Origin of the sequence: Streptomyces sp. JJ36, assembly GCF_021696945.1 — a bacterium.
In the GTDB taxonomy this organism is placed as follows: domain Bacteria; phylum Actinomycetota; class Actinomycetes; order Streptomycetales; family Streptomycetaceae; genus Streptomyces.
Genome location: NZ_JACYHE010000007.1, coordinates 118,391 through 144,403 on the forward strand (window position 1 = coordinate 118,391; position 26,013 = coordinate 144,403).

The following is a 26,013-nucleotide window of genomic DNA, read 5'->3' on the forward strand; positions in this document are numbered from 1 at the left end:
TTCCGTTCCTGTCTGCGTGCGTGTGCGGGCTGCGTGCGCGGCCTGCGAGGCGGGTCGTTGTGCGCAGTCCATAAAAGGTAGTGCCCCGCAGGGCGGGACAGAGTGTGGCGATACCCACACCGGAATCGGCCGATCTTGTGGGTTCTCTCCTTGGCCGGAAGCCCCGCGGTAGGCGAGTATCTGCGCCATGGACCTGCTGAACACACTGGTGGACAAGGGGCTGCGTCGCGAGCTGCCGACGCGCGAGGAAGCGCTCGCCGTACTGGCGACCTCCGACGACGACCTGCTCGATGTGGTGGCCGCGGCCGGGAAGGTGCGCCGCCAGTGGTTCGGGCGGCGGGTCAAGCTCAACTACCTGGTGAACCTCAAGTCGGGCCTGTGCCCGGAGGACTGCTCGTACTGCTCGCAGCGGCTCGGCTCGAAGGCGGAGATCCTCAAGTACACCTGGCTGAAGCCGGACGAGGCGGCCGCCGCGGCCAAGGCCGGGCTGGCCGGCGGTGCCAAGCGGGTGTGCCTGGTGGCCAGCGGCCGCGGCCCGACGGACCGGGACGTGGACCGGGTCTCGGAGACCATTTCCGCGATCAAGGCCGAGCACGAGGGCGTTGAGGTGTGCGCCTGCCTGGGACTGCTGTCGGAGGGTCAGGCGGGACGCCTGCGCGAGGCCGGCGCGGACGCGTACAACCACAACCTGAACACCTCGGAGGCCACCTACGGGGACATCTGCACCACGCACGACTTCGGCGACCGGGTGGACACGGTGAAGCAGGCGCAGGCGTCCGGCCTGTCGGCCTGTTCGGGGATGATCGCCGGGATGGGCGAGTCGGACGAGGACCTGGTCGATGTGGCCTTCGCGCTGCGCGAGCTGGACCCGGACTCGGTGCCGGTGAACTTCCTCATCCCGTTCGAGGGGACGCCGCTGGCCGGCGAGTGGAACCTGACGCCGCAGCGCTGCCTGCGCATCCTGGCCATGGTCCGCTTCGTCCACCCGGACGCCGAGGTGCGGCTGGCCGCCGGGCGTGAGGTGCAGCTCCGCTCGCTGCAGCCGCTGGCGCTGCACCTGGCCAACTCCATCTTCCTGGGCGACTACCTGACCAGCGAGGGCCAGGCCGGGAAGGCGGACCTGGAGATGATCGCCGACGCGGGCTTCGAGGTGGAGGGCACGGACACCACCACGCTCCCCGGGCACCGTACGGAGGACCTGGTGGCGGTCCGCCGGCGCGGGGCGGGCACGGAGCTGCCGCCCAATGCCTGAGCGGGGCCCGCGGGACCGGTCGCCGGCGGAGCTGCTGGCACTCGACCGGCGCCATGTGTGGCATCCGTACGGGCCCATGCCGGGCCGGGACGCGCCGCTGCTCGTGGAGTCGGCGGCGGGCGTGCGGCTGCGGCTGGCGGAGCCGGTGGAGGGGCGGCACGAGCTGGTGGACGGCATGTCCTCCTGGTGGTCGGCGATCCACGGCTACCGGCACCCGGTGCTGGACGAGGCCGCGTCCGGGCAGCTCGGGCGGATGAGTCATGTGATGTTCGGCGGGCTCACCCACGAGCCCGCGGTGCGCCTGGCGAAACGGCTGGCGGACCTCGCCCCCGGCGACCTGGAACACGTCTTCCTGGCCGACTCGGGCTCGGTCTCCGTCGAGGTCGCGCTCAAGATGTGCCTGCAGTACTGGCGTTCGGCCGGCCGGCCGGAGAAGCAGCGACTGCTCACCTGGCGCGGCGGCTATCACGGGGACACCTGGAACCCGATGTCGGTGTGCGATCCCGACGGCGGCATGCACGACCTGTGGTCCGGGGTGCTCCCGCGGCAGGTCTTCGCCGACGCCCCGCCGCCCGGCTTCGACGCCGAGCCGGACCCCGCCTACGTACGGCACCTGTGGGAGCTGATCGCCCGGCACGCCGGGGAGCTCGCGGCGGTGATCGTCGAGCCCGTGGTGCAGGGCGCAGGCGGCATGCGCTTCCACTCCCCCGCGTATCTGCGGGTGCTGCGGGAGGCGTGCGACGCGCACGGGGTGCTGCTGGTCCTTGACGAGATCGCCACCGGGTTCGGCCGCACCGGCGCGCTGTTCGCGGCGGAGCATGCGGGGATCACGCCGGATGTGCTCTGCCTCGGCAAGGCTCTGACCGGTGGCTATCTCACGATGGCGGCGACGCTGTGCACCCCGCGGGTCGCCGAGGGCATCTCCCGCGGCGAGGTGCCGGTGCTGGCCCACGGCCCCACCTTCATGGCCAACCCGCTGGCCGCCGCGGTGGCCGACGCCTCCGTCGGGCTGCTGCTGGAGCAGGACTGGGCGGGCGAGGTCAAGCGCATCGAGTCGGGCCTGCGGGACGGGCTGGCGGCGGCCGCCGGTCGCCCCGGGGTGCGGGACGTCCGGGTGCTCGGCGCGATCGGCGTGGTGCAGCTCGACGGGCCGGTGGACATGGCCGCGGCGACCCGGGCCGCCGTGCGGCACGGCGTCTGGCTGCGGCCCTTCCGGGACATGGTCTACACCATGCCGCCGTACGTCACCGGCGACGAGGACGTGGCCCGGATCGCGACGGCGGTGTGCGCCGCGGCGGAGGCGGGCGCGCAGGCCGGCGCGGAGACGGGGCCGCGATGAGCGTGCTGGTGGTGACCGGCACCGGGACGGGCGTCGGCAAGACGGTGGTCACGGCGGCGCTGGCAGCCGCGGCGGTGCGGCGGGGCCGCTCGGTCGCGGTGCTGAAGCCGGCGCAGACCGGGGTCGCGCCCGGTGAGCCGGGCGACGCGGCCGAGGCCGGCCGGCTGGCCGGGCCGGAGGTGCACACGGCCGAGCTCGCCCGGTTCCCCGAGCCGCTGGCCCCGGACACGGCAGCCCGGCGCGCCGGGCTGCCCCCGGTGGACGCGGAAGCGGCGGCGGGCGCCGCCGCGCGGCTCGCCGCGGAGCACGAACTGGTGCTGGTGGAGGGCGCCGGCGGGCTGCTGGTGCGGTTCGACGCCGCCGGGTCGACACTGGCGGACACGGCACGGCTGCTCGGGGCTCCGGTGGTGCTGGTCGCGGCGGCCGGGCTGGGCACCCTGAACAGCACCGCGCTGACCGCCGAGGCGCTGGCCGCCCGGGGCCTGCGCTGTGCGGGTGTGGTCATCGGTTCCTGGCCGGCCGAACCCGACCTGGCGAGCCGGTGCAATCTGCGGGACCTGCCGGAGGCGGCCGGGGCCCCGCTGGCCGGGCTGCTGCCCGCGGGGGCCGCCGGGCTGACGCCCGCCGGGTTCCGCGCGGCCGCCCCTGGCTGGCTGTCCCCGGCGCTGGGCGGCACCTGGGACGGGACGGGACCGGCCGGTGGGAGCACGGAGGCCACCGCGGCCACGGCACGGCGGTGACCCGGCGGGCGGTCGCGGCGCACGCCCGGCACGCCGCGTTCCGCGGGCGCCCGGCCCGCGGACTGCGGCCCCGGGCGTCACCCCGGCCCTGCGGAAGCGCATGACGGGCCGGCCGGGCGGATAGGCTCACGTCATGGCCGGGCGGAGCGGCGAGCAGCCGCGGGACAGCGTGCACCATCCCGTCTTCGCGCGCTTCTACGCCCGGATCAGTCCGCGGGCGGACGAGCGGATGGGCATCGGCGCGCACCGCGCCGAGCTGCTGGCCGGACTGTCGGGGCGGGTCATCGAGATCGGCGCGGGCAACGGGCTGAACTTCACCCGCTATCCGGACACCGTCAGCGAGGTCGTCGCGGTGGAGCCGGAGCCGTCCCTGCGGCGGATCGCCCGGGACGCGGCCCTGCGGGCCGGAATGCCGGTGGACGTGGTGCCCGGCACGGCGGAGGCGCTGCCGGTGAAGAGCGAGTCGTTCGACGCGGTGGTGTGCTCGCTGGTGCTCTGCTCGGTACGCGAGGTGCCGCGCGCCCTGGCGGAGGCGCACCGGGTGCTGCGGCCGGGCGGTGAGCTGCGCTTCTACGAACACGTGCGCGCCCCGACGCGCGGTATGGCGCGGGTTCAGCGGGTGCTGGACGCGACGGTCTGGCCGCTGCTGTGCGCGGGCTGCCACACCAGCCGGGACACGGTGGCGGAGATCCGGGCCGGAGGCTTCGAGGAGGTGCGGTTCCGGCGGCTGCGGGTCCCGGAGCAGGGCCTTCCGCAGCCCGCGTCGAGCCATGTGCTGGGCCGCGCCCGGCGGCCGCCGGCCACGGCTGAGTGACCGCCGTGACCGCCGTACCGCTGCGGGCCGGGCCGTGCCCTACGCGCTCCAGGTGCGCAGCTCGTCGGCGATCGCACGGACGTCGGCCGTGCCGTCCTTCACCAGGCGGGCCAGGTCGCGGACCTGCTCGGGCGAGGTGGCCACCCGGAGGCCGCTGGCCACCAGATAGGCGTAGGCCACGGCCGAGGCGAACAGGGCGTTGGTGCGCTCCAGGGCGGGCACGTGGAGCAGAAGCTGGAGAAGGGCGGCCGCTCGGTCGTGCGGGCCGGGGTAGACGGGCCGGTCGAATATGGCGGCTTCGTGCCGGGCGACGGCGGCGACGAGCGCCCCGTAGTCGGTGACCCGGGGATCCGAGGGGGTCTTCTCCTCGGCGACCATGAGCAGCCAGGCGAGATCGATGCGGACGGTCACGTACGGCTGCGACCCTCGCTCTCCCGGTCCCCGGACTCCTCGGCGAAGACCGCGGCGTAGCTCTTCATGAAGTCCGCGGCCGCCTCGACGAAGGTGTGCCCCACCTCGCCGGCGTCCCGCTGGACGAGCTCCTCGATGTAGCGGTTCACGCTCAGGCCCCTCTGCAGCGCGCGTTCCCGGGCGGCCTCCGCGGTCGCCTCGTCCACGCGGACGTTCAGCTGTGTCTTCGCCACATCCACACGCTAGCGCGAAGATGCTAGCGGCAGCAAGCCGCACGGCGCGGTATGAGGAGCACGCGGAGCGCACACCGGCGCCGGTGTGCGCCCTCCCCGGGGACGAGTCCCCGGGAACGACCGGAAGAGCCGGCGTGCTCCTCCGAGCGGATGTCCCCGGTGCCCCCGGCCGCCTACGCTCGGCGGCCACGGGGACACGGCCCGGCGCGATCCCCGGCGACCGCGACCCGACCGAGGAGTGTGCCCGTGCCGCGCCCTTTCCGCTTCGCCGTCAACATGCTCACGCTCAGCTCCGGCGACACCTGGCGGGCCGCCTGCCGCCGCGCCGAGGACCTGGGCTACGACGTGCTGCTCGTCCCCGACCACCTGGGGATGCCCGCGCCGTTCCCGGCGCTGGTGGCGGCGGCGGAGGCCACCGAGCGGGTCCGGGTGGGCACCTTCGTCCTCAACGCCGGGCTGTGGAACCCGGCACTGCTGGCCCGCGAGGTGGCCACCTGCGACCAGCTCACCGGCGGCCGGCTGGAACTCGGGCTGGGCGCCGGCTACGTACGGGCGGAACACGAGCGCGCCGGGCTGCCGTGGGGCACCGCGGGCCAACGGGTGACGCATCTGGAACACACCGTCGAGGAGGTGCTGCGGCTCCTGCGGGACCCCGGCCACAGCCCGCGGCCCGCCCAGGACCCCCATCCGCCGCTGCTGATCGGCGGCAACGGCGACCGGGTGCTGCGGCTGGCGGCCCGGTACGCCTCGGTGACCGCCTTCACCGGGGCGCGGCAGGCACCCGGTGAGCCCGAGGGCACGATGCGGCTGATCCCGCCCGGCGCGCTGGCGGAACGGGTGGCGGCCTGGCGCCGCTTCGCCGCGAGCGCGGACGGGGGCGGGGACGGGGACGGGGACGGGGCCCCGGACGGTCCGGAGCTCAACTACCTCGTGCAGCAGGTGGTGGTGACCGGCGACCGGCGGGCCGCCGCCCGCGAACTGGCGCCGCACGCCCCGGACCTGGACGAGGACGAGTTGCTGGACCACCCGGCGCTGCTCAGCGGCAGCGCCCGGGACATGGCGGAACAGCTCCTGGCGCACCGGGAACGGTACGGCTTCTCCTCCTTCACGGTGCTGGACCCGTACCTGGAGGCGTTCGCCCCGGTGATCGCCGCGCTACGGGGCCGCTGACCGCGGGCTCCCGGCCGGGGCGGCCCTCCCACGGCGGAACCGGCAGGCCGCCGAGGGCACCAAGCGGAGCCTGCCGGGGCGCCCCGGACGGCTCCCGGCGGAGGGCGGGAGCAGGGTGGGGTTCCCTTACGATGGACAGCCCCCGGTGGTCCCGCCGGTCTCCGGCCCGTACGGAAGGTGTGTGAGCGTCCGCCCATGGGCGACCCTCCCAGTTGCAGCGATCCAGGTGGCGGTCGTCGAGCGTGTCGCGGCCCCCTGCCCGATCATGGGGCGGAGGTGACCCCATGACCGAACTCCTCCTCCTGGGTGTGGCGCTCCTGCTGGCGGTGGCCTGCGGTGCCTTCGTCGCGGCCGAGTTCTCGCTGACCACCGTCGAGCGCAGCGAGCTGGAACGCGCGGCCGCCGCCGGGGAGCGCGGCGCGCGCAGCGCGCTGAGCGCCGTGACCTCGCTGACCTTCCAGCTCTCCGGCGCCCAGCTCGGCATCACCGTCACCAATCTGGTGGTCGGCATGCTGGCGGAGCCGTCCCTCGGCCGGCTGCTGGACGGGCCGCTGCGGACCGCCGGTGTGCCGCAGGGCGCCAGCTCCTCCGCCGCGCTGGTGCTGGGCACCGCGCTGTCCACGGTCGTCATGATGGTGGTCGGCGAGCTGGTGCCGAAGAACTGGGCCATCTCCCGGCCGCTGAGGGTGGCCCGGAAGGTGGCGACGCCGCAGCGGGTCTTCTCCGCGGCCTTCCGGCCGCTGATCCGGCACCTGAACAACACCGCGAACCGCAGCGTGCGGCTGATGGGGCTGGAGCCCACCGAGGAGCTGGCCTCCGCCCGCTCCCCGCAGGAGCTGGTGGCGCTGGCCCGGCACTCCGCCCGCGAGGGCGCCCTGGAGGCGGACACCGCCGATCTCTTCGTGCGCACCCTGCACCTGGCGGAGCTGACCGCGGAGAACGTGATGACCCCGCGAGTGCAGGTCACCGCCCTGGAGGTGCAGGCCACCGCGGAGGACGTGGCGAACGCCACCCGCGCCACCGGCCTGTCCCGCTTCCCCGTCTACCGGGGGAACCTGGACACGGTGGTGGGCATCGTGCGGATCAAGGACGTACTGGCCGTGCCCGCGGAGCAGCGGCGGCTGCTGCCGGTGACCGACCTGGTGCGCGAGCCGCTGCTGGTGCCCGAGTCGCTGACCGTGGACCGGCTGCTCGACCGGATGCCCGGCGGGGACCGCAGCATCGCGGTGGTGATCGACGAGTACGGCGGTACGGCGGGCGTGGTGACCCTGGAGGACATCGTCGAGGAGGTCGTCGGCGAGGTGCGGGACGAGCACGACCCGCAGGAGACGCCCGATCTGGCGCCGGCCGGCGAGGACGCCGCGGGCCGCCGGGTCTACGAGGCGGACGGTGCCGCCCGCACCGACCAACTGGAGCGGATCGGGCTGCGCATGCCGGAGGGCCCGTACGAGACCCTGGCCGGGCTGGTCGCCACCGAGCTGGGGCGCATCCCGGAGGCCGGCGACACCCTCGACATCGCCGGCTGGCGCCTCGAGGTGACGAACGCCTCCGGCCGGCGCGCGGCGCAGGTGCGGCTGCTGGGGCCGCCGCCCGGCCGGGAGGCCGGTGACGAGGAGGTGCGGCGATGACGGCCCTGCAGCTCTTCATCGGCCTGCTGACCCTGGTGGCCAACGCCTTCTTCGTGGGCGGCGAGTTCGCGATGATCTCGGTACGCCGCAGCCAGATCGAGCCGCACGCCGAGCGCGGCGACCGCCGGGCCCGCAGCGTGCTGTGGGGCCTGGAACACGTCTCGGCGCTGCTGGCGGCCGCGCAGCTCGGCATCACGCTGAGCACCCTGGTGCTGGGTGTGGTCGCGGAACCGGCGATCGCGCACCTGCTGGAGCCGCTGTTCCACGCGATGTCGGTGCCCGAGGGGCTGATCCACCCGGTGGCCTTCGCCCTCGCGCTGATCGCGGCGACCTATCTGCACATGCTCTTCGGCGAGATGGTGCCGAAGAACGTCGCACTGGCCGCGCCCGAGCGTGCGGCGCTGCTGCTGGGCCCGCCGATGGTCGCGCTCACCCGGGCGCTGCGGCCGGTCATCTTCGGCATCAACGCGCTGGCCAACGGCGCGCTGAAACTGCTCCGGGTGGAGCCCAAGAACGAGGTGGAGTCGACCTTCTCGGACGACGAGCTGTCCCGCATGGTGGCGGACTCCAGCGAGGCCGGACTGCTGGACGACCGGGCGACGGAGCGGCTGCGGGACGCCCTGGAGCTGGGCCGCCGGCCCGTCTCCCAGGTGGCGCGGCCGCTGGACCGGGTGGTCTCCGCGCCGCTGGGGATCAGCGCGGCGGGCCTGGAGGAGCTGTCCTCCCGCTCCGGTTTCTCCCGTTTCCCGGTGGTCGACGAGGGCGGTCGCGCGATGGGCTATCTGCACGTCAAGGACGCGCTCGACGTGGTGCCGCGGGAGGCGCCGTTCCCGCCGGGGTCGCTCCGCCCGATCGCGCTGGTCCGGGAGGCCATGCCGCTGGACGACGTGCTCGCCGCGATGCGGGGCAGCGGCACCCACCTCGCCGCGGTCATCGGCCCGGACGGGCGGGCGACCGGTCTGGTCACGATGGAGGACGTGCTGCGGGAACTGGTGGGCCGGCCGCTCACCGGGTGAGACCACCCGCCGCGGGGGCGGCCGGAGGGCGCGCCGGAGCGGTCGCTACGCTGGTGCGGCCATGGACAGACACGCCGCCGGACCCCGCATCACCAGCTTCGTCGCCCTCGGGGACTCCTTCACCGAGGGGATGTCCGACGCCCTGCCGGACGGCTCGTACCGCGGGTGGGCGGACCTGCTCGCGGCCCGGCTGGCGGACCGTACGCCCGACTTCCGTTACGCCAATCTCGCCGTCCGCGGCAAGCTGATCCGGCAGATCGCCGACGAGCAGGTGGACGCCGCCGCGGCGATGGGCGCCGACCTGGTCACCCTGGTCGGCGGGCTGAACGACGTGCTGCGGCCGCGCTGCGACCTGAACCGGGTCTGTGCCGTGCTGGAGGAGTCGGTGGCGAAGCTGGCTCCGGCCTGCGGGCGGCTGGTGCTGATGCGCAGCCCGGGACGCCGCGGCCCGGTGCTGGAGCGGTACCGGTCGCGCATGGAGGAGCTCTTCGGCTTCCTCGACGAGCTGGCCGGGCGGCACGGCGCCGAGGTGGTCGACCTGTACGGCGCGGCCTCGCTCTCCGACCCGCGGCTCTGGGCCGACGACCGGCTGCATCTGACGGCGGACGGGCACCACCGGGTGGCGGAGGCGGTGTGGCAGCGGCTGGGCCTGCCGGCGGAGTCCGCCTGGGACACGCCGCTCCCGCCGGCGGCGGCGCCGGGCTGGCCGGACCGGGCCGGCGCGCACCTGCGGTTCACCCGCACGCATCTGCTGCCCTGGATCGGGCGGCGGCTGACCGGCCGCTCCTCGGGGGACGGGCGGGCGCCGAAGCGTCCCGAGCTGGGCCCGCTGCGGCCGGCGGGCGCCGCAGGCGGTGCCGGGCCCACGCCGCTGGCCTGCGAGGACACCCCGTAGAATCCGCCGTGTGACTGACAAGCCCCGCATCCCGAACGTCCTGGCCGGCCGCTACGCCTCCACGGAGCTGGCCGTGCTGTGGTCCCCCGAGTACAAGGTGACGCTGGAGCGGCGGCTGTGGCTGGCCGTGCTGCGGGCGCAGCGGGATCTCGGGGTGGAGGTGCCGGACGGGGCGCTGGAGGACTACGAGCGGGTGCTCGAGGACGTGGACCTGGCCTCGATCGCCGCCCGGGAGCGCGTGACCCGGCACGACGTGAAGGCCCGTATCGAGGAGTTCAACGCGCTCGCCGGGCACGAGCAGATCCACAAGGGCATGACCTCCCGGGATCTGACCGAGAACGTCGAGCAGCTCCAGATCCGGCTGTCGCTGGAGCACGTGCGGGACCGCTGTGTGGCGCTGCTGGCCCGGCTGGGCCGGCTGGCCGGGGAGCACGCGGAGCGGGTGATGGCGGGGCGCTCCCACAACGTCGCCGCGCAGGCCACCACGCTCGGGAAGCGGTTCGCCACCGCGGCCGACGAGCTGCTGGCCGCCCACGCCCGGCTGGAGGAACTGCTCGCCCGCTACCCGCTGCGCGGCATCAAGGGCCCGGTGGGCACCGCGCAGGACATGCTCGACCTGCTCGGCGGTGACGCCGGGAAGCTGGCGGAGCTGGAGCGGCGGGTCGCGGAGCACCTGGGCTTCGCCCGGGCGTTCACCTCCGTCGGCCAGGTGTACCCGCGGTCGCTGGACTACGACGTGGTGACCACGCTGGTGCAGCTCGCGGCCGCCCCGTCGTCGCTGGCGAAGACGATCCGGCTGATGGCGGGCCAGGAGCTGGTGACCGAGGGCTTCCGGGAGGGGCAGGTCGGCTCCTCGGCGATGCCGCACAAGATGAACACCCGCTCCTGCGAGCGGGTGAACGGGCTGGCGGTGGTGGTGCGGGGCTACGCCTCGATGGCCGGCGAGCTCGCGGGCGACCAGTGGAACGAGGGCGACGTGTCCTGCTCGGTGGTGCGCCGGGTGGCGCTGCCGGACGCGTTCTTCGCGCTGGACGGGCTGCTGGAGACGTTCCTGACGGTGCTCGACGAGTTCGGCGCCTTCCCTGCGGTGGTGGAGCGGGAGCTCGACCGCTACCTGCCGTTCCTGGCCACCACCAAGGTGCTGATGGCCTCGGTCCGGGCCGGGGTCGGCCGGGAGACGGCGCACGAGGCGATCAAGGAGCACGCGGTGGCCGCCGCGCTGGCGCTGCGCGAGGGTGCCGACCGCAACGAGCTGCTGGACCGGCTGGCGTCCGACGGGCGCATCCCGCTGGGCCGGGCCGAGCTGGACGCGCTGATGGCGGACCGGCTCTCCTTCACCGGAGCCGCGGCGCAACAGGTGGCGGACGTGGCCGCCCGGGTCGGCGAGGTCACCGCGCGGCACCCGGCGGCCGCGGCGTACACCCCGGGGTCGATCCTCTGAGCGGCGGGCGGAAGCGGGCGGAGCCGCCGCACCGGCCGACCCGCGAGGAGCTGGAGGCGGCCCGGGACCGCACGGTTCCGGACGTGCTGGAGGACGGGCTGCGGGTGCTCTTCTGCGGCATCAACCCGGGGCTGTGGTCGGCCGCGACCGGTCACCACTTCGCCCGGCCGGGCAACCGCTTCTGGCCGGTGCTCCACGCCTCCGGCTTCACCCCGCGGCAGCTCGCCCCGCACGAGGAGCGCGAGCTGCCGGCGTACGGGCTGGGCATCACCAACGTGGTCCAGCGGGCCAGCGCGCGCGCCGACGAGCTGGACCCCGGCGAGTACCGGGCGGGCGGGCGCGAGCTGGAGCGGAAGGTGGCGGCGCACCGCCCGCGCTGGGTGGCGGTGGTGGGCGTGACGGCGTACCGCACGGCCTTCGGGGAGCCGCGGGCGCGGATCGGCCTGCAGCAGCGGACCCTGGGCGGCGCGCACCTGTGGGTGCTGCCGAATCCGAGCGGGCTGAACGCGCACTGGTCGCTGGCGGCGATGGCGGAGGAGTTCGGCCGGCTGCGGGAGGCGGCGGAGGTCACGGGCTGAGCGCCGGGGACGGCCGGGAAGGGCCGTGAGCGGCCCCGGGCCCGGACTGCTGCGGAGGCGGCCGCCCGGCCGCCGGCACGCTCCGGGCGGGCCGCGCAGGGCACGGGTGGGCCGTCCCGGTAGCCGACCGGGGCCGCGCCGGCCCTCCGCGGTGCAGGCCCGCCCCGCGACGGCACACCCGCCGGGCGCACGGGTCGCGGGCACTCATCCCGCGTCGTCGCCGACGGCGGCGAGCAGTCGTAACGGGAGGACCTCACCCGGACGGCCCACGCCGAGTCCGAGCCAGCGGCCGTCCAGCCGCCAGCGGTGCAGCAAACGCACCTCGGGGCAGAGGGTGCGCCAGGGCTCGGGCACCGCGGCGCCCTCCGCCAGCCGCTCCAGACAGCCGGTGAGGTCGAGCTCCTCCGGCTCGCCCCAGCGCCGTGACAGCAGGGCGACCAGCGCCTCACAGTCGGTCGTGAAGGCCTCCTCGGCCTCGGCCCGCGCCGTGCCGTCGTCGTCCCAGAAAGGCGCACCGGTGCGCAGAGCCGCGCACCGGGGTGTCGGGCCGCCCAGCAGCCGCTCGACGGCCGTGACGTGCTGTGCGAGGAACATGTCTCCAGTAAACCGCGGGGCGACGACAGTTGACCGGCCGTCAGCCGGGCGGAACGCGGCGGAGAACCCCTCGCTCGCCGTGACCGGCCGTTCCGGATACGATCCGGCTCAGAGCACAGCCAGGGAGGCGGACGTTGGGGAGGCTCACCGGCGGGGATCCGTCCCTGCTCCGACGCATCAACTCCTCCGTCGTGCTGCGCGCCCTGCGCGGCACGGACGCGCCGCGCACGCTCACCTACACCGATCTCGTCCGGGAGACCGGGCTGTCGCGGCCCACGGTGGAAGGCGTGGTGGAGGGCCTGGTCGAGGCGGGCCTGGTGGCGGAGGCCACCGAAGAGCCCGGGGACGCGCGCCGCGGGCGCCCGGCACGGCGCTTCCGGTTCCTGGCCGGCGCGGGGCACCTGCTGGGGATCGAGATCGGCTCCCACCGGGTGGCGGCGGTGCTGGCGGACCTCACGGGGCGTTTCGCCGGCACGGTCTCCCGTGCGGTGGACGCCGCCGCCCCCGCGGAGGAACGCCTGGAACGCACCCGGGCCGCGGTCGCGGACCTGCTGCGCGGCAGCGGGGTCCCGCGGGGCTCGCTGCGGGCCGTGGGCGTGGGCAGCCCGGGCATCGTGGAGGCGGACGGGCGGGTGCGGCTGGGCACGGCGCTGCCGGGCTGGACGGGCCTGCCGCTGGGCGAGCGGTTGCGGCGCTCCTTCCGCTGCCCGGTGCTGGTGGAGAACGACGCGAACGCCGCCGCCCTCGCCGAGCGCTGGAAGGGCGCGGCGATCGACTCGGAGGACGTGGTCTTCGTGCTGGCCGGGCTGAGTCCCGGCGCGGGCTCGCTCATCGGCGGTCGGCTGCACCGCGGATTCGGCGGGGCCGCCGGCGAGATCGGCGCCCTGCATCTGCTGGGCCGGGAGGCGACGCCGGAGATTCTGCTGGCCACCGACGGCGAGCCGCTGCATCCGCTGGACGAGGCCGCGGTGGCCCGGGTGTTCACGCTGGCGCGGCAGGGCGACCCCCGGGCGCGGGAGGCCGTGGACCGGTTCATCCGCCGGCTGGTGCACGACGTGGCCGCGCTGGTGCTGGCGCTCGATCCCGAGCTGGTGGTGGTCGGGGGCTGGGCGTCCGGCCTCGACGGGGTGCTGGAGCCGCTGCGCACCGAGCTGGAGCGGTACTGCCTGCGGCCGCCGCGGGTGGCGCTGTCCGTACTGGGCGAGGCCGCCGTGGCGACGGGCGCGCTGCGGCTGGCGCTGGACCACGTGGAGGAGCGGCTCTTCTCCGTGGAGGGCGCGGCCTTCGGCGGCGGGCGTACCGGCTGACCTGACCTGTCCACCACGCTGACCTGGCCGGCCGGGGCTGCCTCCCGCGGGCGCACGGCCCCGGCGGGCCGGGGAGGCCCTGCGCCCGGCGTCCGGTCAGCCCGCGACGGGCAGCACGTCGTGAGCGCCGAAGGTGAGCCGGCAGGTGTCGGCGCGGTAGGTCGAGACGGCGACCGCGGCGGTGCGCCCGCCCGAGAAGTAGCGGGTGGTGACCACCAGCACCGGCGCCCCGGGCAGCCGGTCCAGCAGGCGGGCGTCCTCGGCGCGGGCCGAGCCCAGCTCGACCGCGCGGTCCTGGCCTTCCAGGTCGAGCCGGTGCAGCTCCCGCAGCACGCGGGCAGCCGCTGCCCCGTCCGGCAGGGCGGGCGCCTCCTGCGGGGCGTCCGCCGGCACGCCGGGGACGGAGCCGGCCGGCACGTACAGCACCTCGGTGGCGACGGGCTGGCCCTGGGTGTACCGGGTGCGGCGCACCGCGTGGACGGTGGCCCCGTCGGCGGCCGCGAGCAGGCCGGCGACGGCGGCGGGCGGCGCGAGCCGCTCGTACCCCTCGGTCTGCCAGGCGTCGCCGGGGCCGCCGGGCCAGCTCTGCGGGGCCGGGACGATGTCGAGCCCCACCCGCGGCGGGGCGACCGTGGTGCCGACTCCGCGCCGGCGCTGCAGCCGGCCCTCCAGCTCCAGCTGCTCCAGCGCCTGACGCAGGGTCGCCCGGGCCACGCCGAAGCGCGCGGCCAGTTCCCGTTCGTTCGGCAGGATCTCGCCCACCGCGAACTCCGAGTCGAGTGCCTCGGACAGCACGGTCTTCAGGTGCCAGTACTTCGGCTCCGGAACCGTCTCGAGCTGCGTGGTCCCCACCCTTGCCTCCGCGATCGCCATTCCAGGCGGGCTGCCGGCGGCCGCCGGGAGCGAGCCGCGACGCCTGGCACCTGAGCCTGGATCACTTATGCCTGGTTCTTTATTAAAGGTTGTTGCGTATGGGCCGACCATAGGACCACTCCCCCGCTTGGTCAAGACCAATCGGGGCTTGTGGCGACGCACCCGCGGTGCGATGATCGATCATCGCTCGCAAGGGGCCACATCCGGGAGGTGCCATGGCGGAGCCCGACGGGCCGCGGGTCACGGTCGTCACCGGCGGCAGCCGCGGCATCGGCGCGGCCACCGCGCTGCGGCTCGCCCGGGACGGACACCGCCTCGGCATCGGGTACGAACGGTCCCGGGAGGCCGCCGAGGCCACCGTGCGCGCGGTGCGCGAAGCGGGCGGCGAAGCGGTCGCCGTGCAGGTGGACATCAGCCGGGAGGAACAGGTCGACGCCCTCTTCGACCAGGTGCGGGACCGCCTCGGCCCGGTCACCGGACTGGTGGCGAACGCGGGCGTCTCCGGACCGCTCGGCCGGTTCACCGAGACGCCGTCGGAGGTGCTGCGGCGGGTGGTCGAGGTGAACGTGACGGGCACCCTGCTCTGCGTGCGCCGGGCGGCCCGGGAGATGTCGGAGCGGCACGGCGGGCGCGGCGGGGCGGTGGTGACCCTGTCGTCGGTCGCGGCCACCCTCGGCAGCCCCGGCGAGTACGTGCACTACGCGGCGAGCAAGGCGGCACTGGACACGATGACGGTCGGGCTGGCCAAGGAGCTGGGGCCGGAGGGGGTCCGGGTGAACGCGGTGCAGCCCGGGTCGGTGCTGACCGGCATGCACGCCGCCATGGGAGACCCGGACCGGCCGTGGAAGAAGGCGGAGATCACACCGCTGCGCCGGCCGGGGGAGCCCGGGGAGATCGCCCACGCCGTCGCCTGGCTGCTGTCGCCGGAGGCGTCCTTCACCACCGGGGCGGTGCTGCGGGTCTCGGGCGGGCTCTGACCACGCCTCACCCCGGCGGTACCGGCTAACGCCAAGGCGGCCGGCCGGAGAGGAGGTGCTCCAGCTTCTCCGGGTTGGACACCAGATAGAGCGACTGGATGCGCCCGCCGGCCACATCGGCCAGCACGGCGGTGTACGGCCGGCCTCCGCTGGTGAACAGCACTCCGCCGGCGCCGTTGAGCTCCAGGAAGCGGTAGCCCGGCTCGGGGATCGGAGTGGTGCCGACGGCGGCCAGGAAACGGCCCACCTTCTGCGCGGAGAAGAGCACGCGCAGCGGCGCCTTCCGCTTGCCGCCGCCGTCGCCCACCAGCCGGGCGTCGGGGGCGAGCACCGCCAGCAGCCCGTCCAGGTCCCCCGCTGTGGCGGCGGTCAGGAAGCGCTCGGTCAGTTCGCGCTGCTGGGCCGGGTCGACTTCGAAGCGGGGCCGGCGCTCGGCCACATGCCGCCGGGCGCGCCCGCCGAGCTGGCGCACCGCCGCCTCACCGCGGTCCAGGGCGGCGGCGATCTCGGCGTACGGGAAGCCGAAGGCCTCGCGCAGCACGAAGACCGCGCGCTCCAGCGGGGAGAGGGACTCCAGCACGACCAGGACGGCGAGCGAGACGGACTCGGCGAGCACGGCGCGCTCCTCGCCGTCCGGCACCGCGGTCTGCAGGTCGGTGCGGACCGGCTCCGGGAGCCAGGGGCCCACGTACGTCTCCCGGCGGGTCTGCACCTGACGCAACCGGTCGATCGCGAGCCGGGTGGTGGTGCGCACCAGATAGGCGCGCGGCTCCCGCACCGCCGCGTGATCGGCGGCGGACCAGCGCAGCCAGGCCTCCTGCACGACGTCCTCCGCGTCCGCGACGCGGCCCAGCATGCGGTAGGCGACGCCCTGGAGCAAAGGGCGGTGCTCCTCGAAGGTCTCCGTCGCGGTGCTCTCCCGTGCTGCCACCCGGCCATCATCCCACCGCACACCGGGCGCCCCGCCCCCGGGCATACGGACCGGTCGGTAACCGTCTTCCGTACCGGGCGGCGTGCTGACATGGTGTCCACCGACCGCCGCGCCCCGGGTGCGGCGCTCCCCGAGCCGTCCGTACCCCAGAGGAGTCCGCCGTGACCGTCGCTTCTCCCCATGCCCCCGTCCCCGTGTCCGCCTCCCGGGTCCGTGTCGAACCGGAGGGCGGGGGCGTCGTCGAGGTCGCCTACGAGCGGCGGGGCAGCGGGGAGCCGGTGGTGCTGCTGCACGGCATCGGCCACCACTGGCAGGCCTGGGAGCCGGTGCTGAGCGTGCTGTCCGCCTCGCACGAGGTGGTGGCCCTGGATCTGCCCGGGTTCGGCGCCTCCGGGGCCCTCCCCGACGGGCACCCGCACGACCTGGACGCCGTGGTGCCGTTGCTGGGCCGGGTGCTGACGGCGCTGGGACTGGAGCGCCCGCATCTGGTCGGCAACTCGCTGGGCGGGCTGCTCGCCCTGGAGCTCGGGCTCCACGGACGCGCCCGCTCGGTGACCGCCCTCTCCCCCGCCGGCTTCTGGACCGAGCCCGAACGGCGTTACGCCTACGGGGTGCTGGCCGGCATGCGCCTGGGCGCCCGCACCCTGCCGGAGAACCTGGTGGCGCGGCTGGCCCGGAGCGCCGCGGGCCGTGCCGCGCTGACCGGCTCCATCTACGCCCGCCCGGGGCGGCGTTCGCCGGAGGCGGTGGTGGCCGAGACCCGCGCGCTGCGGGAGGCCACCGGCTTTGCACCGGTGCTGGAGGCCGGACGGCGGCCCCGCGCCCGCTTCACCCGCGACCTGCCGGGCCTGCCGGTGACCGTCGCCTGGGGCGACCGGGACCGGCTGCTGCTGCCCCGGCAGGGCGTACGGGCGAAGCGGGCGATCCCCGGGGCGCGGCTGGTGCGGCTGCGGGGGTGCGGCCACGTGCCGATGAACGACGACCCGGCGGTGGTCGCCCGCGTGGTGCTGGACACGGTGCGCCGCGCCTGAGCGGCCGGGGCCGCCCCGGACGGCCGGGGCGGCTGCCTCAGCGGGCCGGCTGTGAGCGGGCGCGGGCCAGGATCCCGGCGGCCTCCTCCCGCCGTTCGGCAGCGACGTCCGGCCGGGCCCCGGGGGCCGGCGGGACGTGGTCCGGCGACGGCCCGTGCGGGGCGCCGGCGCCGTCGGCCGGGTAGCTGTCCAGGACCGTGCGGGCGCGGGCCGCGGCGGCGTCCGGGAGGCCCAGCGACAGTTCCAGCCAGGCCGCCGTGAGCAGTGCGGCCGTCCGTTCGTGCAGGCCCGCCGTGCCGCACTGGGCGAACGCGGCCACCGCGTGGTCGGTGACCACCACCGCCTCCTGGTACGCGGCGCGGCTGACCGCCTGCCGCTCCGGGCCGGGCGCCGCGTCCGGCGGCGTGCCGGCCGTGCGCAGCAGCAGCTCCGCGGTCTGCCGGTAGGTCAGGCCCAGCTCCAGAAGCAGCTCGACCCGTGCCTCCTCGTCCGCGGCGGCGCGCAGTCCCGGCTCGATCTCACCGAGCGCCCGGGCCATCAGGTCCACGGCCCGCGACGGGTCGCCGGCCTCCATCGCCAGCCACGCGCGGGAGCGCAGCGCGCCCGCCAGCGCCCGGTGCCGGCCCAGCGACCGCCACAGCCCGGCCGCCTGTTCGTACGCGGCGTCGGCCTCCGCGGGGCGCCCGGCGTCCGCCAGGCTGTCCGCGGCGAGGTGCCGGAACTGCGCGTGGTCCCCCTGGTCGGGCCAACCCGCGGCCTCCTCGGCCGCCTGCAGCAGCTCCGCGGCGGCCGCCACGTGGTCCCCGGCCCGGGAGAGCGCCTCGGCCAGCCACGCACGGGCGCGCACCACCTCCCCGGCGTCGTGCCCGGCGAGCAGCGCGGGCAGCGCGTCCCGCAGCACGTCGCGGGCCTCCGCGTCGCGTCCCAGGTCCAGCAGGCACCCGCCCAGCCGCAGCCGGGCGTAGGCACCCAGTCCGGGCGCGTCCCCCGCGGCCGCGGCGAGCCGGGCGGCCTCCCGGTACGCCTCCGCGGTGTCCCCGGCGCGCTGCTGCGCGGCGAGGGCGTCGGCGAGGACCAGGTGGAGCCGCGCGGCCACGGTGCCGTCCAGCGCGCCCCGCCGGTGCGGGTCGGCGAGTGCGTGGCGCAGCAGCCGCTCGGCGTGGTCCGGGGCGCCTTCGGCGATCCGCAGGCGGGCCAGGGTGAGTTCGGCCTCGGTGGCCTGCCAGGGGCGCCCGGCCTCGTGGCTCAGCCGGGCGGATTCCGCGAGCAGCCCGGCGGCCGTGGCGGTGTCGCCGCGCTGCCGGGCGAGCCGCCCGCGGGACTCGGTGGCCTCGGCGATGCGGGCGAGGACGGCGGGCTCCTGGCGGTGGGGGGCGGCGAAGGCGACGAGCTCGGCCAGTTCGGCGTCCAGGCCCGCGGCGGCGCGGTCCGGATCCGGCGCCTCGGGGAGCAGCGCGGCGCGGATGCGGGCGCGGGTGAGCAGTACGGCCGTGGCGTGCCGGGTCGCCGCCCGGCCGCGGCCGTGCAGCGCGAGCGCCTCCGAGCAGAGCGGCGCGATGCCCTCCAGGGCGGCGCGGGCGTCTCCTGCGAAGGCGGTGGCGAGCAGGGCGCGGGCGCGGCAGGCCACGGCGTCCCCGTCGCGGCCCGCGGCGGCGTAGAGCGCCGCGGCCTCCCGGAACGGGCCGGTCGCGGCCGCCGGGTCGGTGCGGGCCAGGGCCATGGCGCGGTGGTCGAGCAGTTCGGCGCGCTCGTCCCCGGGCAGCGGGACGCCGCCGCGGCGCACCGCCTCGTCCAGCCGCTGCCAGGCGGCCCGGGCGGCGGGGTGGCCCGCCTCGCTCAGCCGGCGTGCCTCGGTCAGCAGGGCCCGGTGGTCCGCCCGCGGCGCGGCGGGCGGCTCCCCGGTCGGTCTGTCGGTCGGCGGCGTCTGTTCGGCAGTCATCGCCGGAATCCTAGGCGGCGTCAGGAACGCGGCACCATACGGTTTGTCCGGAATCCGGGGTTCCGCACAGGCGGTGTGCGCGGGCTGCGTGCGCGCACGGTGCGCGCTCCGCGGCGTGGCGCGGGTCGTGCCCACGCACCGGCGGCCCCGTGGGGGCACGGCTCCGCCGCGCGGTGCTCCCTCCGGGCCCGGCGCAGCACGCGGTGACGTGGGGGTCGGCGGGCCGGTCTCCCGGCCCGCCGGGAGGCACCGGGGCGGTCCGGTGTGGCGCGAGTGCGCCGGTGGCCGAAAGCTCCGGCATGCCCATGCGCCATACGGGATACTCACCCCTGTGACCGAGACACCGCAGTACACCTATGCCGCGGTGGGCGCCACCGCCGCGGGCCGGTGGCCTGCCGGGTTCGCGCGGCTCCGGTTCCGCACCCGGGTGGGGACGGGCGCCGCCGCCTTCCGTACGGCCGCGCGGGCCGTTCTGGAGTGGCGGATGCACCGCACGATGGGGGTCCGCATGGACACCTCGGCCGGCCGTGCCGCGCCGGGGGTACGGGTGCGCGTGGGGCTGGGCCCCGGGCGGGCACGGGTGACCGCGCCGTGCCGGGTGGTCTGGGCCGAGGAAGGGGACGACCGCGCGGGCTGGGCGTACGGCACGCTGCCCGGCCACCCGGTGCGTGGCGAGGAGTCGTTCGTGGTGGAACGGGGGCCGGACGGCGTGGTGTGGCTGACGGTGACGGCCTTCAGCAGACCGGCGGTCTGGTGGACCCGCGCGGCGGGACCGCTGCTGCCGCTGGCGCAGCGGGCGTACGCGCACCGCTGCGGCACCGCGCTCCGGCGGATCGTGCGCACCACCGCGGAGCGGTAGACGACGCGAAGCGGCAGAAGGAACGCGAAGCGGCACACAACCACACCAACACCCGGGAAGCCCCGTTACCCGCTGGACACGGCGCGTTGGCGACGGGGCAACACCGGGACGGGAGAGTAGGGGCATGGCTGACATCTCCGCACAGAAGAAGACCCGCACCCACCACTGGCGCCGCGAACTGGTGGAGCTGGCGGCGCTGTTCCTGGCGGTCGCTGTCGCCGACACCGCGGCCAAGAGCGTCCTCAACGTCCCGGACGGACCGGTGCTGCTGGTGGTCTCCGCCGTGGCGCTGCTGGCGACGGCCGCGTTCCACGTGTGGTGGGCGCGCAGGCACCCGCACCCGCCACCGGGCGATCCGGGCGGGCCGGTGCCCGTCGTGCCGCGCGACGCCTGCGTGCTGTGGCGGCTGCGCACCACGGTGCGGGAGGAACCGGGCTCCCTGGCCGCGCTCTGCACGGCGCTGGCCGGACGGGGTGTCGACATCCGGGCGCTCCAGACGCTGCCCATCGCCCCCGGGCCCGACGACGCCGCCGCCCCGGTGGAGTCCACCGTGGACGAACTGCTGCTGCGCGCCCCCGAAGAGCTGACCGCGGACGAGCTGACCGCGCTGGTGGCCGGGGCAGGCGGCCGCTCGGTGTGGCTGGAACGCGCCGACGCGCACGACCTGGTCGACCCGCCGACCCGGGCGCTCTCCCTGGCCACCCGCACCGCTCTGGACTCGGCGGAGCTTCCGCTGGCGCTGCGGCAGCTCCTCGGGCGCTGCACCATCCGCACCCTGCCGGCCGCCCGCCGCGGGCAGCCGGACGGAGCCGGGCGGGCCGCGCCGGAGGGCACCTTCGGCCCGCACCAGCTCCGGCTGCCCGACCCGTCCGGCGGCACGCTGATCGTGGAGCGCGGCCGCCCGGAGTTCACCCCGGCGGAGTTCGCCCGGGCCCGCGCGCTGGTCGAACTGGACGCGCGGCTGGGGCAGCGGGTGCCGCGCAGCCGGGACGCGCTGACCCTGCCCGAGGGTCACGACCTGACCGTGCGCCGGGCGGACGACCGGGACCGGGAGGCGGCGCTGGAGATGCACGGCCGCTGCTCGCGGGAGACCCTGGGGCGCCGGTACCACGGGCCGGTCGCGGACGCGGACCGCTATCTCGGCCATCTGCTGTCGCCGCGCTTCGGCCGCACGCTGGCGGTGGAGACGGCGTCCCGGCGGCTGGTGGCGCTGGGGCACCTGCTCTGGGACGGCGACGAGACGGAGGTGGCCCTCCTCGTCGAGGACGCCTGGCAACGGCGCGGCATCGGCCGGGAGCTGCTGCACCGCCTCGTCGGCATGGCCGCCGACGCGGGCTGCACGGACGTCTACGCGGTGACCCAGTCGTCCAACACCAGCATGGTGGCCACCATGCGCAGCCTCGGCATGCCGCTCGACTACCAGGTCGAGGAGGGCACCGTGGTGATCACAGCGCGGCTGGCTCCGGAATCCGTTCCCGCCGCTCCGCCCCGGGACGCGGCGGACGCCGGCCGCTGAGGGCCGCGTCGAGGTCCGCCCAGAGGTCCTCGGCGTCCTCCAGGCCGACGGACATCCGCAGCAGCTTCCCGCCGATGCCCCCGGACCGCCGGTCGTCCTCCGGGACGATGCGGTGGCTGATGGAGGCGGGGTGCTGGATGAGGGTGTCCACACTGCCGAGGCTCACCGCCGGGGTGATCAGCCGGACGCCGGCGATCACCTCGTGCGGGTCACCGGCCGGCTCGAAGGCGACCATGGCGCCGCCGACCGACGGGTAGTGCACCGCGGTGACGCGGGGGTCGGCGGCCAGCCGCCGGGCCAGTTCGGCCGCGGTGGCGGACTGGGCCCGTACCCGCACCGGCAGCGTGGACAGGCCGCGCAGCAGCAGGTAGCCGGCCAGCGGGTGCAGCACCCCGCCGGTGGCGAAGCGCACCTGGCGCAGCGCGCGGGCGGACTCCTCGTCGCAGGCCACCACGCCCCCGAGCACGTCGCCGTGCCCGCCGAGGTACTTGGTGGCGCTGTGCAGCACCAGGCGGGCGCCGCTCTCCCGCGGGCGCTGCAGCACGGGGGTGGCGAAGGTGTTGTCCACCAGCAGCGGGACCTCGCCGCAGGCGCGCGCGACGGCGGCCAGGTCGGTCTCGGCGAGGGTCGGGTTGGCCGGGGTCTCGACCATGACGAGACCGGTGTCCGGGCGCAGCGCGGCAGCGACGCCCTCCGGGTCGACCCAGGTGACCTCGGTGCCCAGCAGCCCGCTGCTCAGCAGGTGGTCGCTGCATCCGTAGAGCGGCCGCACCGCGACCACGTGCCGCAGACCGGCCCCGGCCCGTACCAGCAGGGTCGCGGTGAGGGCGGCCATCCCGCTGGCGAAGGCCACCGCCGACTCCGTGCCCTCCAGCCGGGCGAGGGCGTCCTCGAACCGCGCGACGGTCGGGTTGTCCAGGCGGGAGTAGACCGGCGGTCCGTCCGGGCGGGCGCCGGTGGCGGCGAACTCGTCGAGCCGCGCGGCCTCCGCCCGGCTGTCGTGGGAGGGATAGGTGGTGGACAGGTCCAGCGGTGCGGCGTGCAGGCCCAGGGCGGCGAGGTCCTCGCGTCCGGCGTGCACGGCCTCGGTGGCCAGCGAGCGGGTGGCCGCGGATGTGGTCTCCATACGGCGCATGGTGAACACTCCACGGGCAGGTCCGGTGTTGCGCCGTGCTACGTTCGGCGTATGGCCGAATCCGTCGCTCTCGACCCGGTGGATCTGGAGATTCTGCGGCTGCTGCAGAACGACGCCCGGATGACGTACCGCGAGCTCGCCACGTCCGTGGGCATCGCCGCCTCGACCTGTCTGGACCGGGTGGGGCGGCTCCGCCGGAGCGGGGTGATCCTCGGGCACGCGCTGCGGCTCGACCCGGCGCGGCTCGGACGGTCCCTGGAGGCGCTGCTCATGGTGCAGGTCCGGCCGCACCGCAGGGAGCTGATCGGCCCGTTCGTGGACCGGGTGCGGGCGCTGCCGGAGTCCCGTGCGCTCTTCCACCTGACCGGGCCGGACGACTACCTGGTGCACGTCGCGGTGACCGGCGCGGCGGACCTCCAGCGGCTGGTGCTGGACGAATTCACCTCCCGGCGGGAGGTGGCCCGGGTGGACACCCGGCTGATCTTCCAGCAGTGGTCCTGCGGACCGCTTCTCCCACCGACGTGACGCGGCGGCGGCCGCCGTACGAGGATGGGGCAATGTCCGATGCACTGAACGCCGAGCCCCTGCCCCGGCAGGTGGCCGACGCCTATGTCGATGCCCTCGTCGAACTCGACCCGATCACCGGCACGTATCTGGGGGTGCCCGAGTCCCACGGCCGGCTGCCCGACTTCTCACCCGCGGGGCAGGAGGCGCTGGCCCGGCTCGGCCGCGACACCCTGGACCGGCTCGCGAAGGCCGAGGAACAGCCGGGCGCCCGGGAGGGGGCGGAGCGCCGCTGCGCGCGGCTGCTGCGGGAGCGGCTGACCGCGGAGCTCGCCGTGCACGACGCCGGCGAGGGCCTCCGGGCGGTCAGCAACCTGCACTCCCCGGTGCACGCCGTGCGCGGCATCCTCACGGTGATGCCGGCGGAGACCGAGGAGGACTGGGCGGCGGTCGAGCGGCGGCTGCGCGCGGTGCCGGAGGCGCTGGCGGGCTACCGCGCCTCCCTGGAGACCGGGCTGTCCCGCGGCCTGCCGGCCGGCCCGCGCCAGGTGTCGACGGTGATCGGGCAGCTCGGCGAGTGGACCGGGACGCAGCCCGGGGGCGACGGACGCGGCTGGTTCGCGGAGTTCGCCGGGCAGGGCCCGGAGGCGCTCCGCCCCGGGCTCGACGCGGCGGCCGCCGCGGCCACGGACGCCGTACGGGAGCTGCGGGACTGGCTGCGCGACACCTACGCGCCGGGTGTCGCGGGCGCGCCGGAGACGGTGGGCCGCGAGCGGTACGCCCGCTGGGCCCGCTACTGGAACGGCACCGACCTGGACCTGGAGGAGGCCTACGCCTACGGCTGGTCGGAGTTCCACCGCATCCTGGGCGAGATGCGCGAGGAGGCGGAGAAGGTGCTGCCGGGCGCCGCGACGCCCTGGGAGGCACTGCGCCACCTGGACACCCACGGCAAGGCCGTGGAGGGCACGGAGGAGGTGCGGGACTGGCTGCAGGGCCTGATGGACGAGGCCGTGCAGAAGCTGGACGGCACCCACTTCGAGCTGGCCGAGCGGGTCAAACGGGTGGAGTCCCGGATCGCCCCGCCCGGTGGCGCGGCCGCTCCCTACTACACCCAGCCGTCGCTGGACTTCTCCCGGCCGGGCCGCACCTGGCTGCCGACGATGGGCCAGACCCGCTTCCCCGTCTACGACCTGGTGAGCACCTGGTACCACGAGGGCGTCCCCGGGCATCACCTCCAGCTCGCGCAGTGGACGCATCTCGCGAGCGAGCTGTCCCGCTACCAGACCACGGTGGGCATGGTCAGCGCCAACGCGGAGGGCTGGGCGCTCTACGCCGAGCGGCTCATGGACGAGCTGGGCTTCCTCACCGACGCGGAGCAGCGGCTCGGCTATCTCGACGCGCAGATGATGCGCTCCACGCGGGTGATCGTGGACATCGGCATGCACCTCGGCCTGGAGATCCCCGCGCACTCCCCGTTCCGTCCCGGGGAGCGCTGGACGCCGGAGCTGGCGCAGGAGTTCTTCGGGATGCACAGCGGCCGCCCGGCGGACTTCGTGGAGAGCGAGCTGGTCCGCTATCTCGGCATGCCGGGACAGGCCATCGGCTACAAGCTGGGCGAACGGGCCTGGCTCACGGGACGGGCGGCGGCACGGGCGGCACACGGCGACGCCTTCGACCCCAAGGCCTGGCACATGGCGGCGCTCTCCCAGGGATCGCTGGGCCTGGACGACCTGGTCGCGGAGCTGTCGGCGCTGTGAGGCCGCGCTGACCGGCCGACCGGCCGGCCTCTCTCCCGGGCCGGCCGGTCGGGCGGTCAGCCGCCCAGCGGCGCGGTGTGCGGCCGCAGCACCGAGCCCGTACGGGACTTGACGACCTCGAGCTGCGCGGGGATGCGGCGGCGCAGGTCGGGGACGTGGCTGACGATCCCGACGCTGCGGTCCCGCTCGCGCAGCCCGTCCAGCACGTCCAGCACCTCGTCCAGGGTCTGCTCGTCGAGGCTGCCGAAGCCCTCGTCGATGAAGAGGGTGTCCAGCCGGGTGCCGCCGGCCTCGTCGGTGACGACGTCCGCCAGGCCGAGGGCGAGCGCCAGTGAAGCGAAGAAGGTCTCGCCGCCGGACAGGGTGGCGGTGTCCCGGGCGAGGCCCGTCCAGGAGTCGACGACGTGCAGGCCCAGCCCGGAGCGGCCGCGGCCGGAGGCGCGTTCGTCGGTGTGCACCAGGGTGTAGCGGCCGCCGGACATGCGGGCGAGGCGGGCGCTGGCGGCGGCCGCGACCTGCTCCAGGCGGGCGGCGAGCACATAGGTCTCCAGGCGCATCCGGTGGGCGTTCTCCGCCGAGGTGCCTGCGGCCAGCGCGGCCAGCGCGGCGACCCGTTCGTACGCCCGGCGCAGCGGGGCGGTGCGGCGGACCTCGTGCGCGGCCTCGGCCCCGAGGCGGTCCAGCTCCGCGCAGCGGGTGCGGGCGGCGTCCTCCGCCGCGGAGGACGCCCGCAGGCCGCGGGTGGCGTGCTCGGCGGCCGCCTGGGCGGCCCCGGTGTCCGCCGGGGGCTGCCGGGCGGCCGCGGCCGCGTGCGGGTCGGCCAGCACGTCGGCGACTGCGGCCTCCTCGGCCTGCCAGGCGTCCAGCCGCTCCTGAAGGTCGCGCTGTGCGGCCTCGTCGAGCACCGCGGCGCGGGCGTCGCCGGGTGTGGCGAACCCGGCGGAGCGTACGGCTTCGGCGAGCCGCTCGTCGGCGTCGTGCAGGCGCCGGGCGGCGTCCGCGGCCTCCCGGGCGGCGCCGGCTTCACCCAGGACGACGCGCACATCTACTGCACCCGGGAGCAGGTGCCGGAC

25 protein-coding genes are annotated in these 26,013 nt (G+C 76.1%); 17 read left to right on the plus strand and 8 right to left on the minus strand.

The features are described from left to right. The first annotated feature begins 187 nt into the window (after window positions 1-187). The 4 genes from bioB (at window position 188) to HOY81_RS04920 (ending at window position 4,145) form a co-directional block, all read left to right on the plus strand. Window positions 188-1,252, plus strand: a complete 1,065-nt coding sequence (bioB, locus tag HOY81_RS04905; protein ID WP_237318497.1) for a biotin synthase BioB — start codon at window positions 188-190, stop codon at window positions 1,250-1,252. After that, the gene (locus HOY81_RS04910) at window positions 1,245-2,591 is read left to right on the plus strand and encodes an adenosylmethionine--8-amino-7-oxononanoate transaminase (RefSeq protein WP_237318499.1); all 1,347 of its coding nucleotides are present in this window, start codon (window positions 1,245-1,247) and stop codon (window positions 2,589-2,591) included. Before bioB ends, HOY81_RS04910 begins: the two co-directional genes overlap by 8 nt. Then, entirely contained in the window at window positions 2,588-3,331 is a 744-nt protein-coding gene (bioD, locus tag HOY81_RS04915) for a dethiobiotin synthase (protein WP_237318501.1), read from the plus strand. Before HOY81_RS04910 ends, bioD begins: the two co-directional genes overlap by 4 nt. A 133-nt stretch (window positions 3,332-3,464) precedes the next feature. Then, window positions 3,465-4,145, plus strand: a complete 681-nt coding sequence (locus HOY81_RS04920) for a class I SAM-dependent methyltransferase (protein ID WP_237318504.1) — start codon at window positions 3,465-3,467, stop codon at window positions 4,143-4,145. Between the two features lie 39 nt (window positions 4,146-4,184). Here HOY81_RS04920 and HOY81_RS04925 read toward each other — a convergent pair whose 3' ends face one another. After that, window positions 4,185-4,556: a fic family toxin-antitoxin system, toxin component gene (locus HOY81_RS04925; protein WP_237318505.1), complete on the minus strand. Its 372-nt coding sequence runs from the start codon at window positions 4,554-4,556 to the stop codon at window positions 4,185-4,187. Continuing rightward, window positions 4,553-4,789 (minus strand): antitoxin, encoded by a 237-nt coding sequence (locus tag HOY81_RS04930; RefSeq protein WP_237318507.1) that lies wholly within the window; start codon window positions 4,787-4,789, stop codon window positions 4,553-4,555. The genes HOY81_RS04925 and HOY81_RS04930 overlap by 4 nt, the downstream gene beginning before the upstream one ends. Before the next feature lie 246 nt (window positions 4,790-5,035). Between HOY81_RS04930 and HOY81_RS04935 the strand changes: the two genes are divergently transcribed. From HOY81_RS04935 to mug, 6 genes are all read left to right on the plus strand, one after another. Then, the gene (locus HOY81_RS04935; protein ID WP_237318509.1) at window positions 5,036-5,959 is read left to right on the plus strand and encodes an LLM class F420-dependent oxidoreductase; all 924 of its coding nucleotides are present in this window, start codon (window positions 5,036-5,038) and stop codon (window positions 5,957-5,959) included. Window positions 5,960-6,243: 284 nt separating this feature from the next. After that, complete coding sequence (locus HOY81_RS04940; RefSeq protein WP_237318511.1) at window positions 6,244-7,587, plus strand: hemolysin family protein; 1,344 nt, start codon at window positions 6,244-6,246, stop codon at window positions 7,585-7,587. Continuing rightward, window positions 7,584-8,603 (plus strand): hemolysin family protein, encoded by a 1,020-nt coding sequence (locus tag HOY81_RS04945; RefSeq protein WP_237318514.1) that lies wholly within the window; start codon window positions 7,584-7,586, stop codon window positions 8,601-8,603. The genes HOY81_RS04940 and HOY81_RS04945 overlap by 4 nt, the downstream gene beginning before the upstream one ends. Window positions 8,604-8,664: 61 nt before the next feature. Next, on the plus strand, window positions 8,665-9,498 hold the full coding sequence (locus HOY81_RS04950; protein WP_237318516.1) for an SGNH/GDSL hydrolase family protein: 834 nt from the start codon (window positions 8,665-8,667) through the stop codon (window positions 9,496-9,498). A gap of 10 nt (window positions 9,499-9,508) precedes the next feature. Then, entirely contained in the window at window positions 9,509-10,939 is a 1,431-nt protein-coding gene (gene purB, locus HOY81_RS04955; protein ID WP_237318518.1) for an adenylosuccinate lyase, read from the plus strand. 83 nt (window positions 10,940-11,022) lie between these two features. Further along, window positions 11,023-11,517, plus strand: a complete 495-nt coding sequence (gene mug, locus HOY81_RS04960) for a G/U mismatch-specific DNA glycosylase (protein ID WP_237318520.1) — start codon at window positions 11,023-11,025, stop codon at window positions 11,515-11,517. Window positions 11,518-11,721: 204 nt separating this feature from the next. Here the strand turns inward: mug and HOY81_RS04965 are convergent, their stop codons facing one another. Beyond that, on the minus strand, window positions 11,722-12,111 hold the full coding sequence (locus tag HOY81_RS04965) for a hypothetical protein (protein WP_237318522.1): 390 nt from the start codon (window positions 12,109-12,111) through the stop codon (window positions 11,722-11,724). A gap of 134 nt (window positions 12,112-12,245) precedes the next feature. Between HOY81_RS04965 and HOY81_RS04970 the strand changes: the two genes are divergently transcribed. Further along, window positions 12,246-13,418 carry an ROK family protein gene (locus HOY81_RS04970; protein ID WP_237318524.1) on the plus strand — a complete coding sequence of 391 codons (1,173 nt, stop codon included), beginning with the start codon at window positions 12,246-12,248 and terminating at the stop codon, window positions 13,416-13,418. 96 nt (window positions 13,419-13,514) lie between these two features. Here the strand turns inward: HOY81_RS04970 and HOY81_RS04975 are convergent, their stop codons facing one another. Further along, window positions 13,515-14,270, minus strand: coding sequence for a GntR family transcriptional regulator (locus HOY81_RS04975; RefSeq protein WP_237318526.1), 756 nt, complete (start codon window positions 14,268-14,270; stop codon window positions 13,515-13,517). A 236-nt stretch (window positions 14,271-14,506) separates the two neighbouring features. On the opposite strand from HOY81_RS04975, the gene HOY81_RS04980 reads away from it, so the two are divergent. Further along, window positions 14,507-15,268, plus strand: a complete 762-nt coding sequence (locus HOY81_RS04980; RefSeq protein ID WP_237318528.1) for an SDR family NAD(P)-dependent oxidoreductase — start codon at window positions 14,507-14,509, stop codon at window positions 15,266-15,268. Between the two features lie 25 nt (window positions 15,269-15,293). Here HOY81_RS04980 and HOY81_RS04985 read toward each other — a convergent pair whose 3' ends face one another. After that, a complete protein-coding gene (locus HOY81_RS04985) occupies window positions 15,294-16,199 on the minus strand; it encodes an RNA polymerase sigma-70 factor (RefSeq protein ID WP_237318531.1) in 906 nt (301 codons plus the stop codon). A 194-nt stretch (window positions 16,200-16,393) separates the two neighbouring features. Between HOY81_RS04985 and HOY81_RS04990 the strand changes: the two genes are divergently transcribed. Further along, window positions 16,394-17,230, plus strand: coding sequence for an alpha/beta fold hydrolase (locus tag HOY81_RS04990; protein ID WP_237318575.1), 837 nt, complete (start codon window positions 16,394-16,396; stop codon window positions 17,228-17,230). A gap of 37 nt (window positions 17,231-17,267) precedes the next feature. Here the strand turns inward: HOY81_RS04990 and HOY81_RS04995 are convergent, their stop codons facing one another. Beyond that, entirely contained in the window at window positions 17,268-19,169 is a 1,902-nt protein-coding gene (locus HOY81_RS04995) for a hypothetical protein (protein ID WP_237318533.1), read from the minus strand. A 331-nt stretch (window positions 19,170-19,500) separates the two neighbouring features. Here HOY81_RS04995 and HOY81_RS05000 point away from each other — a divergent pair, with 331 nt between their 5' ends. Next, window positions 19,501-20,028 (plus strand): DUF1990 family protein, encoded by a 528-nt coding sequence (locus HOY81_RS05000; RefSeq protein ID WP_237318535.1) that lies wholly within the window; start codon window positions 19,501-19,503, stop codon window positions 20,026-20,028. Window positions 20,029-20,152: 124 nt separating this feature from the next. After that, window positions 20,153-21,544, plus strand: a complete 1,392-nt coding sequence (locus tag HOY81_RS05005; RefSeq protein ID WP_237318537.1) for a GNAT family N-acetyltransferase — start codon at window positions 20,153-20,155, stop codon at window positions 21,542-21,544. On the opposite strand, the gene HOY81_RS05010 is transcribed toward HOY81_RS05005, so the two are convergent. Beyond that, complete coding sequence (locus HOY81_RS05010; protein ID WP_237318539.1) at window positions 21,474-22,670, minus strand: PLP-dependent aspartate aminotransferase family protein; 1,197 nt, start codon at window positions 22,668-22,670, stop codon at window positions 21,474-21,476. The two genes, HOY81_RS05005 and HOY81_RS05010, sit on opposite strands and share 71 nt — an antisense overlap. A 60-nt stretch (window positions 22,671-22,730) precedes the next feature. On the opposite strand from HOY81_RS05010, the gene HOY81_RS05015 reads away from it, so the two are divergent. Together HOY81_RS05015 and HOY81_RS05020 are read left to right on the plus strand one after the other, a co-directional pair. Next, window positions 22,731-23,204: an Lrp/AsnC family transcriptional regulator gene (locus HOY81_RS05015; RefSeq protein ID WP_237318541.1), complete on the plus strand. Its 474-nt coding sequence runs from the start codon at window positions 22,731-22,733 to the stop codon at window positions 23,202-23,204. A 32-nt stretch (window positions 23,205-23,236) separates the two neighbouring features. Further along, complete coding sequence (locus HOY81_RS05020; RefSeq protein ID WP_237318543.1) at window positions 23,237-24,940, plus strand: DUF885 domain-containing protein; 1,704 nt, start codon at window positions 23,237-23,239, stop codon at window positions 24,938-24,940. A 56-nt stretch (window positions 24,941-24,996) separates the two neighbouring features. Here the strand turns inward: HOY81_RS05020 and HOY81_RS05025 are convergent. Next, window positions 24,997-26,013: SbcC/MukB-like Walker B domain-containing protein (locus HOY81_RS05025; RefSeq protein WP_272892357.1), on the minus strand; the 1,017-nt coding region annotated here is incomplete at its 5' end.

What these genes read in the sequence shown, in the direction of transcription:
- bioB (WP_237318497.1), top strand. Translation starts at nt 188, where the DNA reads ATGGACCTGCTGAACACACTGGTGGACAAGGGGCTGCGTCGCGAGCTG.
- HOY81_RS04910 (WP_237318499.1), top strand. Translation starts at nt 1,245, where the DNA reads ATGCCTGAGCGGGGCCCGCGGGACCGGTCGCCGGCGGAGCTGCTGGCA.
- bioD (WP_237318501.1), top strand. Translation starts at nt 2,588, where the DNA reads ATGAGCGTGCTGGTGGTGACCGGCACCGGGACGGGCGTCGGCAAGACG.
- HOY81_RS04920 (WP_237318504.1), top strand. Translation starts at nt 3,465, where the DNA reads ATGGCCGGGCGGAGCGGCGAGCAGCCGCGGGACAGCGTGCACCATCCC.
- HOY81_RS04940 (WP_237318511.1), top strand. Translation starts at nt 6,244, where the DNA reads ATGACCGAACTCCTCCTCCTGGGTGTGGCGCTCCTGCTGGCGGTGGCC.
- HOY81_RS04945 (WP_237318514.1), top strand. Translation starts at nt 7,584, where the DNA reads ATGACGGCCCTGCAGCTCTTCATCGGCCTGCTGACCCTGGTGGCCAAC.
- HOY81_RS04950 (WP_237318516.1), top strand. Translation starts at nt 8,665, where the DNA reads ATGGACAGACACGCCGCCGGACCCCGCATCACCAGCTTCGTCGCCCTC.
- HOY81_RS04965 (WP_237318522.1), bottom strand. Translation starts at nt 12,111, where the DNA reads ATGTTCCTCGCACAGCACGTCACGGCCGTCGAGCGGCTGCTGGGCGGC.
- HOY81_RS04980 (WP_237318528.1), top strand. Translation starts at nt 14,507, where the DNA reads ATGGCGGAGCCCGACGGGCCGCGGGTCACGGTCGTCACCGGCGGCAGC.
- HOY81_RS04995 (WP_237318533.1), bottom strand. Translation starts at nt 19,169, where the DNA reads ATGACTGCCGAACAGACGCCGCCGACCGACAGACCGACCGGGGAGCCG.
- HOY81_RS05005 (WP_237318537.1), top strand. Translation starts at nt 20,153, where the DNA reads ATGGCTGACATCTCCGCACAGAAGAAGACCCGCACCCACCACTGGCGC.
- HOY81_RS05010 (WP_237318539.1), bottom strand. Translation starts at nt 22,670, where the DNA reads ATGGAGACCACATCCGCGGCCACCCGCTCGCTGGCCACCGAGGCCGTG.
- HOY81_RS05015 (WP_237318541.1), top strand. Translation starts at nt 22,731, where the DNA reads ATGGCCGAATCCGTCGCTCTCGACCCGGTGGATCTGGAGATTCTGCGG.
- HOY81_RS05020 (WP_237318543.1), top strand. Translation starts at nt 23,237, where the DNA reads ATGTCCGATGCACTGAACGCCGAGCCCCTGCCCCGGCAGGTGGCCGAC.